This is a genomic window from Lacticaseibacillus thailandensis DSM 22698 = JCM 13996 (genome assembly GCF_001312865.1).
GTDB classification, from domain to species: domain Bacteria; phylum Bacillota; class Bacilli; order Lactobacillales; family Lactobacillaceae; genus Lacticaseibacillus; species Lacticaseibacillus thailandensis.
Genome location: NZ_BBER01000003.1, coordinates 194,169 through 211,485, shown reverse-complemented (window position 1 = coordinate 211,485; position 17,317 = coordinate 194,169). Strand labels below are relative to the sequence as shown.

The 17,317-nt window shown below is 54.4% G+C and carries 10 protein-coding genes and 6 pseudogenes; 10 read left to right on the top strand and 6 right to left on the bottom strand.

The features are described 5' to 3' along the window. Window positions 1-105: 105 nt before the first annotated feature. Both JCM13996_RS06200 and JCM13996_RS06195 read right to left on the bottom strand, forming a co-directional pair. Window positions 106-839, bottom strand: a pseudogene (locus JCM13996_RS06200) (ABC transporter permease). 55 nt (window positions 840-894) lie between these two features. Then, window positions 895-1,835, bottom strand: a pseudogene (locus JCM13996_RS06195) (ATP-binding cassette domain-containing protein). 141 nt (window positions 1,836-1,976) lie between these two features. Between JCM13996_RS06195 and JCM13996_RS06190 the strand changes: the two are divergent. Next, window positions 1,977-2,482, top strand: a pseudogene (locus JCM13996_RS06190) (MarR family winged helix-turn-helix transcriptional regulator). 150 nt (window positions 2,483-2,632) lie between these two features. After that, a complete protein-coding gene (locus JCM13996_RS06185; RefSeq protein WP_082383852.1) occupies window positions 2,633-2,974 on the top strand; it encodes a thioredoxin family protein in 342 nt (113 codons plus the stop codon). 69 nt (window positions 2,975-3,043) lie between these two features. Here the strand turns inward: JCM13996_RS06185 and JCM13996_RS06180 are convergent, their stop codons facing one another. The 3 genes from JCM13996_RS06180 to JCM13996_RS06175 form a co-directional block, all read right to left on the bottom strand. After that, the gene (locus tag JCM13996_RS06180) at window positions 3,044-3,628 is read right to left on the bottom strand and encodes a hypothetical protein (protein ID WP_054750471.1); all 585 of its coding nucleotides are present in this window, start codon (window positions 3,626-3,628) and stop codon (window positions 3,044-3,046) included. A gap of 157 nt (window positions 3,629-3,785) precedes the next feature. Beyond that, complete coding sequence (locus JCM13996_RS12425; protein ID WP_263848879.1) at window positions 3,786-4,151, bottom strand: MMPL family transporter; 366 nt, start codon at window positions 4,149-4,151, stop codon at window positions 3,786-3,788. Further along, a complete protein-coding gene (locus JCM13996_RS06175; RefSeq protein ID WP_263848878.1) occupies window positions 4,145-7,513 on the bottom strand; it encodes an MMPL family transporter in 3,369 nt (1,122 codons plus the stop codon). Before JCM13996_RS06175 ends, JCM13996_RS12425 begins: the two co-directional genes overlap by 7 nt. A 410-nt stretch (window positions 7,514-7,923) precedes the next feature. Here JCM13996_RS06175 and JCM13996_RS13185 point away from each other — a divergent pair, with 410 nt between their 5' ends. The 8 genes and pseudogenes from JCM13996_RS13185 to JCM13996_RS06145 all read left to right on the top strand — a co-directional run bounded on the left by JCM13996_RS13185 (window position 7,924) and on the right by JCM13996_RS06145 (window position 16,276). Next, window positions 7,924-8,640: a low temperature requirement protein A gene (locus JCM13996_RS13185; RefSeq protein WP_263848877.1), complete on the top strand. Its 717-nt coding sequence runs from the start codon at window positions 7,924-7,926 to the stop codon at window positions 8,638-8,640. Between the two features lie 82 nt (window positions 8,641-8,722). After that, window positions 8,723-9,031 (top strand): hypothetical protein, encoded by a 309-nt coding sequence (locus JCM13996_RS13180; protein ID WP_439646474.1) that lies wholly within the window; start codon window positions 8,723-8,725, stop codon window positions 9,029-9,031. A 134-nt stretch (window positions 9,032-9,165) separates the two neighbouring features. Beyond that, the gene (locus JCM13996_RS06165; protein WP_156321889.1) at window positions 9,166-10,005 is read left to right on the top strand and encodes an alpha/beta hydrolase; all 840 of its coding nucleotides are present in this window, start codon (window positions 9,166-9,168) and stop codon (window positions 10,003-10,005) included. Between the two features lie 266 nt (window positions 10,006-10,271). Continuing rightward, window positions 10,272-10,406, top strand: coding sequence for an MFS transporter (locus tag JCM13996_RS12410; protein ID WP_162205189.1), 135 nt, complete (start codon window positions 10,272-10,274; stop codon window positions 10,404-10,406). Further along, entirely contained in the window at window positions 10,403-11,398 is a 996-nt protein-coding gene (locus tag JCM13996_RS06160; RefSeq protein ID WP_054750469.1) for an MFS transporter, read from the top strand. Before JCM13996_RS12410 ends, JCM13996_RS06160 begins: the two co-directional genes overlap by 4 nt. A gap of 276 nt (window positions 11,399-11,674) precedes the next feature. Beyond that, window positions 11,675-13,070, top strand: a pseudogene (locus JCM13996_RS06155) (MFS transporter). Between the two features lie 283 nt (window positions 13,071-13,353). Continuing rightward, window positions 13,354-14,827, top strand: a pseudogene (locus JCM13996_RS06150) (UbiD family decarboxylase). A 70-nt stretch (window positions 14,828-14,897) separates the two neighbouring features. After that, a pseudogene (locus tag JCM13996_RS06145) lies at window positions 14,898-16,276 on the top strand (SLC13 family permease). 119 nt (window positions 16,277-16,395) lie between these two features. On the opposite strand, the gene JCM13996_RS06140 reads toward JCM13996_RS06145, so the two are convergent. Beyond that, window positions 16,396-17,289, bottom strand: a complete 894-nt coding sequence (locus JCM13996_RS06140; protein WP_054750467.1) for a LysR family transcriptional regulator — start codon at window positions 17,287-17,289, stop codon at window positions 16,396-16,398. Between the last annotated feature and the right edge of the window lie 28 nt (window positions 17,290-17,317).

Sequence of the window (17,317 nt, the reverse complement as noted above, 5' to 3'; positions counted from 1 at the left end):
GCACTTAGGGCCTGCTACTCGGAGGCTTCGCAACGCTAAGCCGAGAGACTGCTGCTCAATAGCTACAGACAAATACAGATCACCACTACCCAGAAGACTAACCGTTCACCGTAACCGCCGGTACGCCCACATGGTCAGCGGCACAAAGGCCAGCATCAACACCCCACCACTCACGAGCACGACGGAAGCGTCAATGCCCCAGGTGCCGGTGCCCATCAGCCTCGGATAGCAGTCACCGCCATGCTGACGGGGTTGAGCTTGACCAGCGTCTGCATTAGCCGTGGTAACGTCCGGGTAGGAATGAAGGCATTCGAGAGAAAGGTCATCACCAGAATGATAATCATTGATAAGCTACCGATCATTTCCGCATCTTTGGCTAACAGCCCCACCAGTGCGAACACCCAAGAGATAGACCAACCAATGAAAATGGCGAGTAGCAATGCCGCTACAACTGCCGGGAAGCTAGCGGTGGACCGCCACCCCATCATCGTCGCCGTGAGGAGCGCCATCACGCCGGATACCAGTAGCCGCAGCACATCGCCCACCAGTTGCCCGGCTAGTGGGGCCAGCGGTGAAATCGGTAACGTCTTGAACCGGTCAAACACCCCGGAATTAATATCCGTCCGCAGTTGCTGCCCCGAGCCGGACGCCGCGTTCAGAATACTTTGCACCAAAATACCGGGTACTAGCATTGGCAGGTACGCGTGCACGCTACCCGCGATGGCCCCACCAAACAAATAACCAAACAGCAAAGTAAATATTATCGGTTGCACTACCACATCGCTGAGGCTGTCAGGATCATGCACGGTTTTAAGTAGATTACGGTGCGCTAACGTCATCGTGTTCCGCACCACGTGATTAGTAACTTCTGTTTCATCATTTTTGCGTTGCTCCTTAATTCTTCCCCACGGTCATCCGCAGAAACACGTCATCCAATGAGGGTTCCTGCATGGCAAAGTTGCTCAGTGGCACGCCAGCAGCTTGTAATTGCTGCAAAATGGTGTTCACTGCGGGTAAACCATCCGGACCCAGGTCAGCGGTGACCGTGCGTTTTTCCACCATGACGGGTCCCGACAATACTTTCTGCACTACCGCTTGGGCCGGCGTGGTCCAGGATGCCGCTGGGACCTCCAGTGAGAGCCGTGACCCACCAATCTGCTGTTTGAGCTGGCTGGGCGTCCCCACCGCCACCATGCGCCCATGGTCAATCAACGCAATACGGTCGGCCAACTGGTCCGCTTCCTCAAGGTACTGGGTCGTCAGCACGACCGTTGACCCCTGCTGAACCAGGTCGCGGATGGTAGCCCACATCTGGGCCCGTGTCCGCGGGTCCAATCCCGTGGTGGCTCATCAAGAAACAGGATACTGGGAGCACCAATCAGACTGACCGCCAAATCCAACCGCCGCCGCATCCCGCCAGAAAATTCGGATAGTCGCTGGTTAGCCGCGTTGGTCAAATCAAAGCTGGCAAGCAGTTCTGCGGCCCGTGCACGCGCAGCGCTGCGACTCAATCCGTTCAGGCGGGCAAAGATGACCAGGTTCTCCGTTGCGGTCAAATCCTGATCAATGGTGGCAGTTTGACCGGTGAGACCAAACTGCCGGCGCACCATCTGCGGCTGAGTTAAAGTATCAAAGCCGTTCACCGTGATGTGACCACCATCCTGGCGTAACAACGTGGTGATCATCTTGAGAGTGGTCGTCTTGCCGGCACCATTAGGCCCGAGCAAGCCGAACACTTCTCCTTGGCGTACCGCGAACGATACATCGTGCACCACCACGCGGTCACCGAACCGCTTCTGTACGTGTGCTACTTCAATTGCATTTTCTTTTTCCAAGCTAAGAGACTTCCTTTGGTTTTCTATCAGGCCCCTGATTAAATATATAGTAAGGCCCCCTGATTAAAATGTCAACCACGCCGGTGCGCCCTCCTAGGGCGAATACTGTATACTAAAGAAAACGGGAATGGACTGATAGACGTGGCAGACGAAATTAAGGCTGAACTGGCCGCTGGCAAACTGGTCGAGTACGAACAGTTGAGTAAGATCTATGATGACATCGTCAAGCAACCCCGGCCGCGCTTAACGGTCGAGGGCCAGGGCAAAATATTACTGGCACTAGCGACGAAGACCACCTATCCCAGCGACAGTTGGCGGAACGGTTAGGCATCTCGCCCCAGTCAACCAGCGAGTTTGTCGCCAAATTGGCCAAGCGCGGTCTGGTCAGCCTTTCGAAGTCGGCTACAGACAAACGGGTCAACCTGGTCAACTTGACCGACGCCGGGCGGACCGAGGTTGAATCGGCACCAGCAGAAGTACCACCATTCCTCAACGCCCTTTCCAACGACGACCTTGATCAGCTCTCCCAGCTGCTCGACAAGATCACGACGGCCATGTACAACGATATCGACGTGGCCAACCCCACGCTAGCGGTAAAGTTCCACAAGTTGTTCGCTAGCCGGTACTTGAAACGCTTTCAGCAGTAGTGGTGCGCCTTGGCGCGATACACGTACGCCGCAATCCCATCACCGTTACCAGCGGCCCAGCCAGACGGCTTACAATTTGTAAGCATGTATGCTATAATACTGAGTAAATCAGGTGGTGCTTGAGCACCCACACTTGGAGGTAATTGATTCATGGAAATGTACAAACCAACGGTAGTATCAGACGACGCGGTGCGTACCGAGCTCAACAAGCCCGGCAAGCAGGTCATGTTCATGACGGCCGACTGGTGTGGCGACTGCAAAGCCATCAAGCCATTCGTCCAGCAGATCAAGGAGCACGCCATGAGTAAGGGTGCTGGCTGGGTTGATGTTGACCGCGACGCCAACATTGAAATCGCTAAGGAACAAGGTCTGAAGGGCATCCCCGCCTTTGTTCTCTTCGAAGACGGTAAGCAGATCAACCACATCGGCAACGGTGAACGGCTGAACCCCAAGCAGGTAACCGACTGGGTTGACAGCAACGTCCTCGCCTAACTAAATCTGGATACACAAAACGGCCGCACGTTGAGTGCGACCGTTTTTTTTGCGTGCAAATTTTATAACTTACTGGGCTAGCGCTGACTCCACGCTACTCAAGTCGACCCCCTGGCTGGCGGCCAACTGCTGCGCCTGCCGATAAACACCATACCAATTACCCTGCGCGATTTGCGCGCGAACGCCGTCAAGCGCGCTGGTGCTATAAATAGCGTTGGCTGCCGTGTTGGCCTGCGCACTGTCCATACCTTTACTCGTCAGCAGTGCCGCCAACGCCGACTCACTCTTGGCGGCCTGCATCACCGTCGACACACGTGTGGTCTTAATGGTATTAGCCACCTGGTCGATTGCGCCATCAACGGTACTGTTACCCGTTTTGGCTGAATCCAGCTTGCTGACCACCACACTCTTGACGGCCTTATCCGCCACCGTATCGTTGCCGCCCGTCGCCGTGCGCACGGTGTTGTTAATGGGAGTGAAGAAAACCACGCACAAGACCACCACTGCGATGACAATGGCCAGGATAGCGGCCACCCAGCGACCGGGATGGTGCCGCTTCTGGGCGACCGGTGCTGTGGTCCGCCCACGACGCCGAGTAACTGGGCCCGTACGCCGCCGTTGTTGCTGTTCCTGCTTACGTTGCATACGCCCCATGATGAGTACCTCCTCATATACTTACCCCATTATAGCTGACCGCCGCGCGGACACTGCGGCCACCACGATAAACAACAAAGATAATTTATATTTACCAACTAAAACGGCCACCTCCGCGTCCAGCAAAGGTGGTCGTCATTAGTTGATCAACGAATCGTTATTCGTCCTCTTCTTTAGTATCATCATCCGACAACTTACCCCGGTCATACGTCAGGTGAATAGCCGCCGGAATCAAAATTGGGATAATCAGCACTAGGATAATTAACCCGATGATCACGGCCAGAGCCACCTGAATTAGGGTCAGCACCCCTGACGGCATCAAGGCAGCAAAGGTACCGCCCAGAATCAGCGCGGCCGAGAGCACAACCGCCCCGATGACCTCGGAGGCCCGCACGATATTGACGCTTGGCCGCTCCCCGTCGGCACCAAATTCACGGTACTTCATCATCAGGAAGATACTGTAATCAACCCCAAGGGCAATCAGCATAACGAACGCGAAGAATGGTGTGTTCCACGTCAGCATCTTTTCACCCAGGAAGGCCCCACTGACCAACGCGTAATGCTCAGGGACGTGAAGTAAGCCAGGACGAGCGTACCCAGAATGTACAGTGGCTGCAGAATTGAGCGCGTAATGAACATCAGCGCGAGGCCGATCCCGATGAGCATGATGACTGCGGTCCGCACAAAGTCGGAGGACGCGATGTCATGCGTGTCGGCAATCGTGGCGGTCTGCCCGCCAATGGCAACCGTGGCACCGTCCAAAGCGGTCCCCTTCAGCTCACTTTGTACTTCCTTCTTGATGGCCTTCACTTCCGCCATTGCTTTGGCAGAACTGGGGTTGTAACCCAAGACGATGGTAAGCTGCGTGGCGTGCTTATCCGCCGACATGTACTGCTTGATCGCCGGCTTGAAGGTCTTACTGTGTAGCGTCTTCGTTGGGATGTAGAACTCATCCGCTGCGGCTGACTTACGGAGCCCGGTCAGGTAACTGTTCGACTGGGCCACGCCCTTACTGATGGTATTCAGACCATCGCTGGCACTACCCAGCCCGTTTTGTAGTTGCTGCATCTGCCCCACGACACCCTGCAGGCTGGTGTACATGGTCTTCTGCCCGGCATTGACCTGAAGCAACCCACTTGTCAGCGCCGGCACGTTGTTGTTCAACGTCGTGGCGCCATTAGCTAACGTCGTCGAACCGTTAGCCAAAGTCGTCGCGCCACTAGCAAGCGAACCCGTGCCGGTAGCCAACGTGTTAGCACCATTGGTTAACGTACCCGCACCAGTGGCCAAAGTGGCAGCGCCGTTGGCTAAGGTATTAGCGCCGCCAGACAGCGCGTTAGAACCACTCGCCAAGCTGGACGTCGCCGTCTGTAACTTCTTGAGGTTGGTTTGTAGCGCCGTCATTTGGCTCCCAACCTGACCTAACTGTGAGGACATCGCGGATAACTGCTGGCCCTCACTCATTAAGCTGTTAACTGAGGACAACATCTTCTGCAAGCCCGCAATCTGTGCCTGAATGGCCTTGATCTTGTCTTTGGACGGTAACGCGCTGGCCACTGACTTCAAGCTATTGGCCTGACTAGCTAGCGTACTCATACCACTGACTTTAGAGTTCAACCCCGTCAGCGTACTGATGTTAGGTGCCAAGTAACTGGAAGAACTGGTTTGGGCGGTCGTAATGATCTTTTGCGCGGCTTCCTTAGACGCCACCGAAGCCGATGCGTCGTTGGCAATCGTCTTGGCCGCAGCTATCATCTGCACGTTGGCAACTTCAGCCTTAACATCGTTGCTCCCAACCGTTCCCAACGCAGTCTTCAGCGTATTAATAGTGTTAGTTAGATCACCCGTACCGTTGAGCGCGTTGACCAAACTGTTGATGTTGTCCTCACTGTCAGCCAATTGCCCCAACATGGTGCTCATGGAGGAGAGTTCAGCATTCAAATTAGAAGTATTACCTAACTGTTTTTGCAGGGCGCTCATCTGCGACTGCATGTTGGCCATGGCCGTTTGTGCCCGGCTTAACTGTGCCATTTGGTTGGCACTGCCCGCCACCGCGGCGTTCAGCTGCCCAACAGCGTTGTTGATGGAGTTAGCACCGCTCGCCAGCACGGTCGTCTTGCTGGCTAAGGTCCCCGCACCAGTTGACAGTGTTGTTGCCCCGTTGGACAACGTGGATGCACCATTGGCCAGCGAACGCGTTCCGCTATTCACGGTCTGTGCACCATTAGCGAGCGTCGTGACACCACCCGCTAACGTCGAGGCCCCACTGGCTAAAGTCTTAGTACCGCTTTGCAACGAGTTGGTCCCAGCAATCAGTTTGTTGGTCCCGGTAATCAGCTGGGTCACGCCGTTAAGCCCCGATTGCATGTTACTGTTAGCAATCTGGTTCTTGGCCGACAGCAGACCACTATTAATGGTGCCGAGGCCACGGTGGACCTTAGTTGAACCTTTAGTGACCGTCTGCAACTGGTTCTTGGCGTAAAGTGCGCTGACACGGGAACCCCCTGGTTGGGTGGCCGAGGCCACGGTCTTCACGCCGTCTTTGGCCTGCAGCTTACGCGTGACCCGGTCAATGATCTTCAGGTACTTTTCTTGATCGAGTTTCTTATTATTAGTTTTAATGTACAGGGTGGATGGTTCAGCCGTCCCCTTGGAGAAGTGGTCCTGAACCACAAAGAAGCCCTGCTTGGCCGGTAAGCTGTCGCTTAATTCAGCCAACGTATCGTAGTTCAGGTGGTTGTTATAGGTAAGGAGGAACGGTAGCGAAACCAACCCCACCAACAGGATCCCCAGAAGTGGCCGCAACACGGCGTTCTTGGACAAGAAACGCCAGAGCCGACTGCGGCTCCCACCGGTAAAATTCTTGGTTGGCCAGAACATCTTTTTCCCCAGCGTGGCCATGAAGAACGGGTTCAGGGTCAACAGTACCGCCAGTAACACGGCGACCCCCACGGCCACCCCGACCGCTGACTGGTAGATGGAAAACTTAGCCAAAGCCAACGCCGTAAACCCAATCAGGATGGAAGAACCACTAAACAAAATTGTGTGGCCGGCGATACGCCGCGCCTTGCGCGTGGCGTCAACCGCCGACAGTCCCCCGGAGAGCTCCTCCTTAAACTGATCGTACATTAAAATGTTATAGTCCGTACCGACCCCAAAGAGGACGACGACCATGAAGACCTGAGTAAAGGACGATAGCGGGAACCCGAGGTACTGGACCAGGTTCATAACCACGCTCAACGAGGCCAGCATGGCCACCCCAACGGTGACCAGTGAAATTAGCGGTACGACGGGCGACCGGAAGACGAGCACCAACACGACGAAGATAAAGATGGCCGCGATAATCTCGGTCTTCTTAATGCCTTCCTCGGTCGATTGCTGAAAGTTATCGTTGAGGATGTCACTCCCCGTCACGTACGTCTTCACACCCGCAGTCTTAGCTGCCTTTTTCACGTTTGCGGCCTGAACCCGCACACCCTGATGTTTGGACATATTCAACTGCAGTAACTCCGTGGTGCGGTCCTTGGACACTAACTGGGCCCGCGCCTGCGCGTTATCCTGAGCGGACAGCATCGACTTGATCTGATAATGCCCCTTGTTACGCCGCAAACGGTTAATTGTGGCGTTGATCCGCCGCTTTTGCGTAGCCGTCAATTTGTCGTTGCCGTTGCTAAAGACGACCACAACCTGGCGCGTATTATTCTTACCATGGCCCCAGTGGTTCTGAATCGTGTTAGCCACCTGACTCTGTGCGGAACTTGGAATCTTGGTTTGTCCGTACTTAGTTACTAAAGCCGAAGTATTGGGCATTAGTAACACCGCCGCCAGGACAACCACAATCCATGCAATCAACGCACCGACATGGCGTTCAGCAAATTTCTTCATTTACAAAATCTCCCCAGGTGTTTTCAGTAACTTATGAGTTATACAAGGCCCCATTTTAGTCGCCTCCACAGCATACGCAACCCACTGTTTCTAAGCTTGTGGCTTATGCCACACACGCGGCAAAATTGGTAATTAAATATGGCATGTACTCAACCATGACCAGCAACTTCAGTACGTGCAACCATCCCCACCATCCATCCGGGTGAAGGCCGACTAAGTGTAGGGCCAGCTGATATTTTCCACTTCAATCATTAAATAATCGGCACACCGTACGGGCATAGACCAGCACGCCATTGATGTAAATTAAATAACGTGTAATGGCGGCAAAACGTGCTATGCTGGGGGCATGGTAATTTGCAGCCAATTTTCGCGCGGAAATGCCAGCTGCCCAATGACCGGAGGAGGATACCATGTCAAAACCCGTCACCATGATTGAACTATTCTACGACCTGGTCTTCGTCTACATGATCTCCCGGGCCACCGCCCTCATTCACCACCTGGAGCACGGGGTGATTGCACCGTTAGCCCTGGTGGCCTTCGTCTTTGTGGTGATTGTCTTCATTAACTCCTGGATGGTACAAAGTGTCTTCATCAACCGTTTTGGGCAGTCTTCTTGGACCGACATCGGCTTCACCTTTGTCGACATGATGATTGTTTTATACATGGCTAACAGCTTTTCGGCCCACCTGCATGCCAACCTACAGCCCTTCTACATCGCGGCCGGCCTGCTCTCATTGACCCTTTGCCTGCAATATTTGATTGTCCTCGTACAAACTAACAATGCGGCTGACCGTAACATTGCGCGTGCCTTTGCCGCCATTTTAGGTGGCCGCACGTTAGCCTTCCTGATTGCCGGCTGGTTGCCTGGCCCCCTGGGTACCATCATCGCCGTAGTTGGTGTGGTGGCCAGCTGGATTGCACCAGCTTTTACGGGTCGTTACACCCACCAACACCCAATCATCTTTGGCCACTTACTGGAGCGGTTAACCGAGTTATCAATCGTGATGTTCGGCGAAACCATCGTCGGTATTGCGGGCTTTTTCACCCAGCAGCGATTTTCGATTACTTCCATCATCATTTTTGTCATCGTGGCCAGCCTGTTTTTTTGCTTATATCGCCACGTTTGACCACCTAGTCGACGACGCGCGGACCGGTGAAACCGGCAATTTACTAATCTACCTGCACTACCCCATTATTTTTGGTATTAGCATGATCACCGTTTCACTTAACTTCATTACCTTGCCTACCGCCAAGCCGAACTTTGCGGTCACCTTCCTGTACGTCGGTATCACTTTGCTGTACTTGGGCTTACGTTGCGCGCGCCGTTACCAGCGCCCCGAGTTCCAGTGTGCTGACGGCACTTATGGTTGGATCGTGGGTTGCCTCATGGCGGGCTACCTGTTATCGCTAGTGCTTCCGAGCCGCTTTAGTACAATCGTCGTGACGGCCATCGCGACGCTGGCGAGTTGTGCTGCGCTCGTACGCCGGGTGTACCAAGCGCGCAACATAGCCTCATGAACATTCTGAGAAAATTTCATTTACACTATAATTATGCTAATTTCGGTCGCAAGTCCGAGCACCATCTCCGCGCCAACCGCTACAATGATGTTAGTGGGTATTAACAAAAATCATTGACCAAAGGAGGGGGGACCATGATGAACAAGCGTAGTTGGATCATTATACCCCTCATGTTGGTGGTACTGATGCTGGGTGCTGGTGGCCACAACCACGCTGCTGCCACTCAGGCCAGCACCACTGATGGTTACCACCGCCCCACGATTCTCATTCACGGTTTTCATGCTGGCGAGCGCACCTATGATAACTTCATTGACCTGGCCACCCACGAGCACCGCGCGCAGTACGCCCTCACGGCGGTCATTAACGGCCAGCAGATTCACTACTATGGTGACTGGACCCGGTCGATGCAGCACCCACTAATTAAGGTCGTCTTTGCTAATAACCGTGCCTCTTGGGACCGTAACGCTACCTGGTTAAACCACCTGCTGGACCAGCTGCGGTCGCAGTACCACGTACACAGCTTCGACGCCGTAGCCCATTCACGGGGGACGCTGGATCTACTGACGGCGTATAGTCACAGCCAACCGTTGCAACTTCGCCGGGCGGTCCTGATTGCCGGACCATATGACGGCGCATACCGTCGTGACGACTTCCCCCATGCCAACCACTTGCTGCAGAACGGCAAGCCGATGATCAAACATCCTGAATACCGCGAGCTCGTGCATAATGCGGCCTTTTTCCCGCGCGGGGTGCGCGTCCTCAACATCATGGGCGACGACCACTGGCACGGTACCAACAGCGACGGCAAAGTCGCCAATGTTTCCAGCAAGTCACTCTGGCCAGCAATGGGCCCACGCTTCAAGAGCTACCGGCAACTAACGGTGTACGGACACAACGCCAGTCATCACCGGATTATTCGTCATGACAACCAAGTGATGCGCGCAACCATGCGGTTCCTATGGCCAACATCTTAATCGGGATATTTCCCAGGAAATATTCGCTAACAAAAAAAGCAACCATGCTGATGGTTGCTTTTTTTATTTAGCTGGGCCAAAGATGGGTCACTATTGACCGGTATTACGGTCGCTGCGCGTCAGTACCGCGATGCTACCTGTACGCACCCGCACACGGAACTAATCGCACCACCGCGCACCCCCAGCTATTGCGTCCGGGCGCTCCTTCAACTAGTATAGATGGATAGCTTATTTTCTGTAACCTCTATACTAAGGAGTACGGTATTTTGAAAAATCGGACAATCTTCGTTTGGAGCATCATCCTGCTGGCAGTGAACATGCGGATTCCAATCACCGCCGTGTCGTCGCTGATCCCCGCTTTGCAAAAGCAACTGGGACTATCCACCAGTGCCGCAGGATGATTACCACCATCCCCATGCTGACCTTTGCTGTTGCCTCCCCACTCTTCCCGCGGCTAGCACGCCGTTTCGGGATCGAGCGCGTAATTTTGTTCTTCACCGCCTTGCTATCCCTGGGGATGGCGCTGCGCATTCTGCCCAACGCGGCTGGTCTGTTCATTGGGACCTTTCTCATTGGGTTGGGGATCGATAGCGCCAACGTGCTCCTACCGGCATCAATCAAGGCCCACTACACGGGTGTGACCACCCGCGGAATGTCCTACTACACCACCACAATGATGGTTGCTGGGGCCCTGGCAACCGGGGTTGTGGGCATGTTCGTTGAAAGTGCATCCCTGACGGCAATTCAGGTTGGTTTATTCGTGGTTTCACTCATTAGCCTCATTGGTTGGCTTCCAGCCGCCACGGTTAAGTTACCCGACGCGGAACCTGAAGTAACTGAACAAGAGGTGCTGGCCGAGAGTAAACGCTCCGTTTGGACTACCAAGACCGGCTGGCTTATTACCATCTTCTTCTCCTTGCAGGCCATTATCTTTTACTCCCTGCTAACCTGGTTGTCATCCGCCTACATTAGCTTCGGCATGACTACCGGCCAGGCGAGCCTACTGGTAACGGTCTTCCAGCTCTGTGGGATGCCGTTCTCCCTCATCGTGCCGTTGATTGCCAACACCAAGTGGGGCGTACAAATTAGTGCCGCCGTCATGGGTGGTGGTCTGATCGTCGGCCTCATCCTGACATTAATTGCTGGCGATAACTACGCCTTCAGCATGATTGCCGCCATCATCATGGGGCTGGGCAACGGGGTCTCCTTTAACCTCGCCGTCGTCTTCTTTGCCCAAAAGTCCGCCAACCACCGCGAAACTGCCGCGGTCTCCGGCATGGCCCAATCGGCTGGTTACCTGATTGCCGCCGTGGGTCCCGTCCTTTTTGGGGTCATTGGTAGCCACCTTGACTGGCACGTCGCCCTAATTCTGGCCGCAGCCTTTGCCGCCTGATGTGGCTCACGGGAATTGTGATTCACCACCAGAAGGGTCTATTCGTCCATTAAGACTGATCAAAAACGATCCTGCGGGGTCGTTTTTTTTGTCCATTTCTACCGTGACATGCATGGCCAAATTCTGCAATCACTGTTCTCCTTGCCCACAGTTGTCCGCACCGACACTCCGGATTACACTGATAGGTGGGATAACAACTGTTCACTGAACGGCAAATCCTGATCCTACCCGTAATTCGGCGCCCATAGCGCCATTAATGAATGAAGGAGTGATTTTATGGCCATCAATAACAATACTGCACCCATCCCGGTCCGTCACCGTACCGCGTTTATCGCCACGTTGCTTACCGGGACCTTTTCCATGTCCATCTCCCAATCGTCACTAAGCACCGCCTACCCTACGTTCATGCGTAGTTTCCACCTCGGGGCCAGCACCGTTGCGTGGCTGACGACGGGCTTCATGTTGGTGATGAGCCTGATGATTCCGGTGAGTCCCTGGTTGCTCAGCAACGTGAAGTTTAAGGCCCTCTTTCAGGGGGTTGTCAGCTTGTTCGCCGTGGGCACCGCCCTGTGCATCTGGGCGCCAACGTTTACCATACTGATGGTTGGGCGATTGCTCGAAGCCCTGGCGGTGGGAATCATCTTTCCCAGCTACCAAACGGTGCTGTTAACGATTACGCCGACCAACCAACGGGGTCGCGTGATGGGCACCGCTGGCCTGGTCATGGGTTCAGCCCTCGCGGTGGGGCCAATCATCTCGGGTGTCCTGCTCACATGGTTCCCGTGGCAAGCCCTGTTTGCCCTCTTCTTGGTGGTGGCCCTGGTTGTGTTAGCAACGTCCACGGCCACCATTAGCGACGTGATGACTCTGCATCTCACCCGGCTGGACTGGCTATCCGTGGTGTTAGCCGCCAGTTTTCCCGTCCTGCTCTACGTCCTGAGTGCTGCCACCAACGGCCACATGACCATCAGTCTCCTCCTGCTACTGGTGCTGGCCCTCTTAGCAGCCGTCTGGTTTGTCCATCGCCAATTACACCGTGACCAACCGCTCCTTCAACTGCACGTGCTGGCCACGCCCCTCTTCACGCAGTCTGTCCTGCTGACGGGGATTTCGTACATTGGTCTCATCGTAACCACCATCGTGATGCCACTGTACTTCCAGACGGTGCTGCACGTGTCACCACTTGTGTCAGGACTCGCACTCGTGCCGGCCGCTGTGGGCTTAAGTCTGCTCAACCCACGTACGGCAGATGCTCGACCGGATGGGCCCACGCAAAGTGGTGGTGATCGGGATGACCCTCATCGTTGGTGGTTTTGCCGCTATGGCGTTATTGGTGGGCCACCTACCACTATGGCTGGCCATCATTGGTGCCATGGTGACCGAGGCCGGGAACGCGTTCGTAATGATGCCCTCCGTCACGGCGGGGGCAAACGCCTTGCCGCCGGCACTCATTCCCGACGGCACGGCGGTCACCACCACCGTGCGGCAACTGCTTGGCTCCCTCGGTGTGGCTATCGCGACCATCGTTCTACAAACCGTTGAGCAGGTATCTGGTTCAGCAATTACCGGTTTTCGGGCTACCTTTGCCTGCTTTGCCGTCGTGGGTGTCATTGGCTGGTTATTGGGACTACGGTTACCGAGTAAAGCGGCGCGGGCCGGACGTTACGACTAGCGGTTCGGTGTGCACTTTACTAGATTAACCCCCAGTGTTAACTCATAGGCCGCTGTCATTGGTGTCATGACTTAGTCAGACACAACGTCAATGACAGCGGCCTTTTTGAATGCGCAGCATGCACCTGACCACGGGTGTTTCACGTGAAACACGCCCATCAACACTACCCCATCTTGTTCTGTGTTGTTATTCTATTCAGGAATAACGTTAGTCCGATTCAGAATTGAAGCGCCTCCAGCTTCCTCCTACAATTAATTTAGACAACAAAAGGAGGTTGTACGAAATGGCAGAACAACCATGGGATTTACGTCGAGTACTCGACGAAATTAAGGACGACCCAAAGAACTATCACGAAACTGATGTTGAGGTCGATCCTGACGCGGAGCTGTCTGGTGTTTACCGTTATATTGGTGCCGGTGGTACCGTAGAGCGGCCAACGCAGGAAGGCCCAGCCATGATGTTTAATAACGTGAAGGGCTTCCCCGGTGTCCGCGTACTGATGGGCCTGATGGCTAGCCGTAAGCGTGTGGGCAAGATGTTCCACACCGACTACAAGACGTTAGGCCAATACTTAGCTAAAGCGGTGGAAAAGCCCATCGCCCCTGTTGACGTCGCTGAGGCCGACGCTCCAGCGCACGAAGTCGTTTACAAGGCTACCGACCCGGACTTTGATATCCGTAAGTTAGTGGCTGCACCAACTAACACCCCACAGGATGCTGGCCCGTACATTACCGTTGGTGTGGTTCTTGGTTCCAACATGGACAAGACCATGAGTGACGTCACGATCCACCGGATGTGCATTGAAGATAAGGATAAGCTGGGCATTTACATCATGCCCGGTGGCCGGCACATTGGCGCCTTTGCTAAGGAATACGAAGCTGCCAACAAGCCGATGCCAATTACGATCAACATTGGTCTGGACCTGCCATCACCATTGGGGCAACCTTTGAACCACCTACTACCCCGCTTGGTTACAACGAGCTGGGCGTGGCCGGTGCTATTCGTCAGCAGGCCGTACAGTTGGTTCAGGGTGTGACGGTGGACGAAAAGGCCATTGCGCGTTCTGAATACACACTGGAAGCTACATCATGCCAAACGAACGGATTCAAGAAGACATCAACACCCACACGGGTAAGGCGATGCCAGAATTCCCAGGCTATGATGGTGACGCCAACCCTGCTTTGCAGGTCATTAAGGTCACGGCGGTAACCCACCGCAAGCAGGACCCAATCATGCAAAGTGTAATCGGACCTAGTGAAGAGCACGTTTCCATGGCCGGTATTCCTACTGAAGCCAGCATTTGGGAATTGGTTCAGAAGGCCATCCCTGGCAAGGTTACTAACATTTACAACCCGCCAGCTGGTGGTGGTAAGTTGATGACCATCATGCAGATTCACAAGGACAACCCGGCTGATGAAGGGATCCAGCGTCAGGCAGCATTGCTCGCCTTCTCCGCCTTCAAGGAACTCAAGACCGTCTTCCTGGTTGACGAAGACGTGGACATCTTTGATATGAACGATGTGGTTTGGACCATCAACACCCGGTTCCAAGCCGATGAAGATATCATGGTGCTCTCCGGCATGCGTAACCACCCACTAGACCCATCCGAGCGGCCACAGTATGACCCGAAGTCCATCCGGACGCGGGGCATGAGTTCCAAGCTGGTCATCGATGGTACCGTACCGTATGACATGAAGGACCAGTTCGAACGGGCCCAGTTCATGAAGGTGCCAGATTGGGAGAAGTACCTCAAGTAAACTGTCAACATTGTCAATTAATAAGCGGGCCACATTTCGTGTGACCCGCTTTACATAGGAGATGTAACCCATGAATAAGAAACGTATTGGCTTCATCGCCGGTATCTTGGTGTTCATCGCCATTGAACTCATCCCGTTAGGCGGTCTGTCAGCTAAGGGCAAAACTGACCTAGCTTGAGTCTAATGACGGTGGTCTTCTGGGCGTGCCAAGTCGCCCAGCCCGCCTTCACCGGTGGTTTATACCTCATGTTGCTCATCATCATGAACGTTGCCACCCCAGCCCAGGTATTTTCATCATCCTGGACTGGTTCCACCATGTGGCTGGTAATTGGGGCTTACCTGATTGCCGGCGCCGTGCGTGATTCCGGCCTGGGTGAACGCATCGCGTATGCGTTCATCATCCGGTTCGTGCGGTCGTGGAATAGTATCATTATTTCGATTTTCGTCCTGACTGGGATCTTGTCACTGCTGATTCCACACCCATGGCCACGGGCCTTCCTCATCATGTCCGTCATGGGCGTGGTGGCAGAAAGTGCACACATGCCGGACGTGGACAAAGCCAAGTTGGGTTTGGCCACCTTCGCGGCTTCCTGCCCGTTGTCAGGGATGTTCCTGACTGGTGATACGTCACTGAACCCACTGGCCGTGCAGGACTCCGGCGTCAGTGTCAGCTTCCTCCGTTACTTTGAAATTATGAGTGTGCCGATGATCATCGCGGCCATCATTACCATGGTGCTGATCATGGTGCTCTTTAAGCCCACGAAGCCCGTCAACATCAACATGGAAGTCCTCAAGAAAAAGCAGCAGTCATTGGGCAAGATGTCCGGTAACGAAAAGCGCGTTATCGTTTGGCTGATCATCGCCATCACCCTGTGGTTGACAAGTAGCCTGACCGGCATCAACGTTGGTTGGATCACGCTGGGCGTGGCCGTACTGATGAGTATGCCTGTCGTTGGTGAAGTGCTGACCGCCGACTCCTGGTCGGGTGTACCAATTAACGTGCTCGTCTTCTTGACGTCCGCCATTGCCATTGGGACCGTCGGTGGTGTCACCGGGATGAACAAGTGGATTGCCAACACCATTCTGCCAAGTTCACTGCCACACAACTTGTTCCTACTGGCTATTCTGATCACTGTCTTTGCCATGATCATTCACATGTTCATGGGGTCTGTCATCGCGGTTATGGGGATCACCATCCCCGCCATTGTGGCGGCAACCTCCAGCATGGGCATTAGTCCGCTAGCTGTCTCCCTCCTGGTCTTCTCCGTTGTTAACCTGCACTACATCCTGCCATTCCACAACCTGGCAGTCCTGGTGGGCAGTGACCCGAAGACCGGCGGTGGTTACACGCAAAAGGACGTCATGCGCCTAGGCATTCCGCTCACTGGCGTCATGTTCATCGTCGCCGTCGTTGAAATTGCCTGGTGGTACATTATCGGTTTAGTTTAACGCTGAACCATCGTTACAATATAAATAAAAGTGCCGTATCCGGCGCCCATGACTTATGGGCGTACCGAATACGGCACTTTTTTTTAGTGGCTATTACACGTTAGTTACGGGTTACTGGCTCACACGCCAAACTGCTCACGCACGTAATCCACAAAGTCGGTGACGGCCTTACTGCGATTTTGCATCTTGTAGACCATCTGGAGTTCGGTGGTAACGGCCGGCTGCAATGGCCGCGACACCACGGCATCGGTCGCAAACGGGGCAAAAGAACGCCCAAACAGGAAGCAGACCCGGTCGGATCCGGCTAGCATCCCCACCAATGTCTCGATGTGGGGGCTACTAAACACCACTTTGGGTTCGTACTGCGCCTGCTGGTAAAACGTCATCATGGGCTCATACACCCCCGAGCCGGGTAACAACGACACGACGTCGTGCCCACGTAATTCCTTAGCCGTGACCGTACGGTGCCGTCCCAACGGGTTCGCCGCATCCATGATGGCCACCAGCTGGTCACTGGTCAACGGCACCTTGACGTAAGTCGCATCGTGCAACATGCCACTCTGGGAACTGCGCAGAAACGCTAAGTCCAACTCGTTGCCCGCTAACTGGTTAATCAGGACACTGCCCTCCTGCTCAAATACACGCAGGTTGAGCCGGGGATACTGCTCCCCAAAGTGATTGATCATTTGCGTCACGCCGTACTGACTCAACACCGGCACCGCACCGATTCGCAGGGTACCGACGTTGAGGTCATGTAAGTCCACCATATCCTGCTGAAGCCGGTCCACCTCGCGACTAATAACCAGGGCGTGTTCGTACAGGTGCTCGCCCGCCTCGGTAATATGAATATGCCGCCGGTCGGTCGTATCAATGAGTTGAATATGTAGTTCCTCTTCCAGCCCGTGCATCCGCTTCGAGAGGGCCGATTGCGACAGGTGCACGGCCGCTGCGGCGTTGGAGAAGCTTTTGAGCTGGTGTAAAACCACAAATGCGTGTAAATCATCAAAGTTCATGTTGGCTGCCTCACTGCTTTAGTTGCAC

Coding starts and splice junctions, on each gene's coding strand:
- JCM13996_RS06185 (WP_082383852.1), top strand. CDS start 2,633: ATGGAAATGTACAAACCAACGGTAGTATCAGACGACGCGGTGCGTACC.
- JCM13996_RS06180 (WP_054750471.1), bottom strand. CDS start 3,628: ATGGGGCGTATGCAACGTAAGCAGGAACAGCAACAACGGCGGCGTACG.
- JCM13996_RS12425 (WP_263848879.1), bottom strand. CDS start 4,151: ATGCTGACGTGGAACACACCATTCTTCGCGTTCGTTATGCTGATTGCC.
- JCM13996_RS06175 (WP_263848878.1), bottom strand. CDS start 7,513: ATGAAGAAATTTGCTGAACGCCATGTCGGTGCGTTGATTGCATGGATT.
- JCM13996_RS13185 (WP_263848877.1), top strand. CDS start 7,924: ATGTCAAAACCCGTCACCATGATTGAACTATTCTACGACCTGGTCTTC.
- JCM13996_RS13180 (WP_439646474.1), top strand. CDS start 8,723: ATGATCACCGTTTCACTTAACTTCATTACCTTGCCTACCGCCAAGCCG.
- JCM13996_RS06165 (WP_156321889.1), top strand. CDS start 9,166: ATGATGAACAAGCGTAGTTGGATCATTATACCCCTCATGTTGGTGGTA.
- JCM13996_RS06160 (WP_054750469.1), top strand. CDS start 10,403: ATGATTACCACCATCCCCATGCTGACCTTTGCTGTTGCCTCCCCACTC.
- JCM13996_RS06140 (WP_054750467.1), bottom strand. CDS start 17,289: ATGAACTTTGATGATTTACACGCATTTGTGGTTTTACACCAGCTCAAA.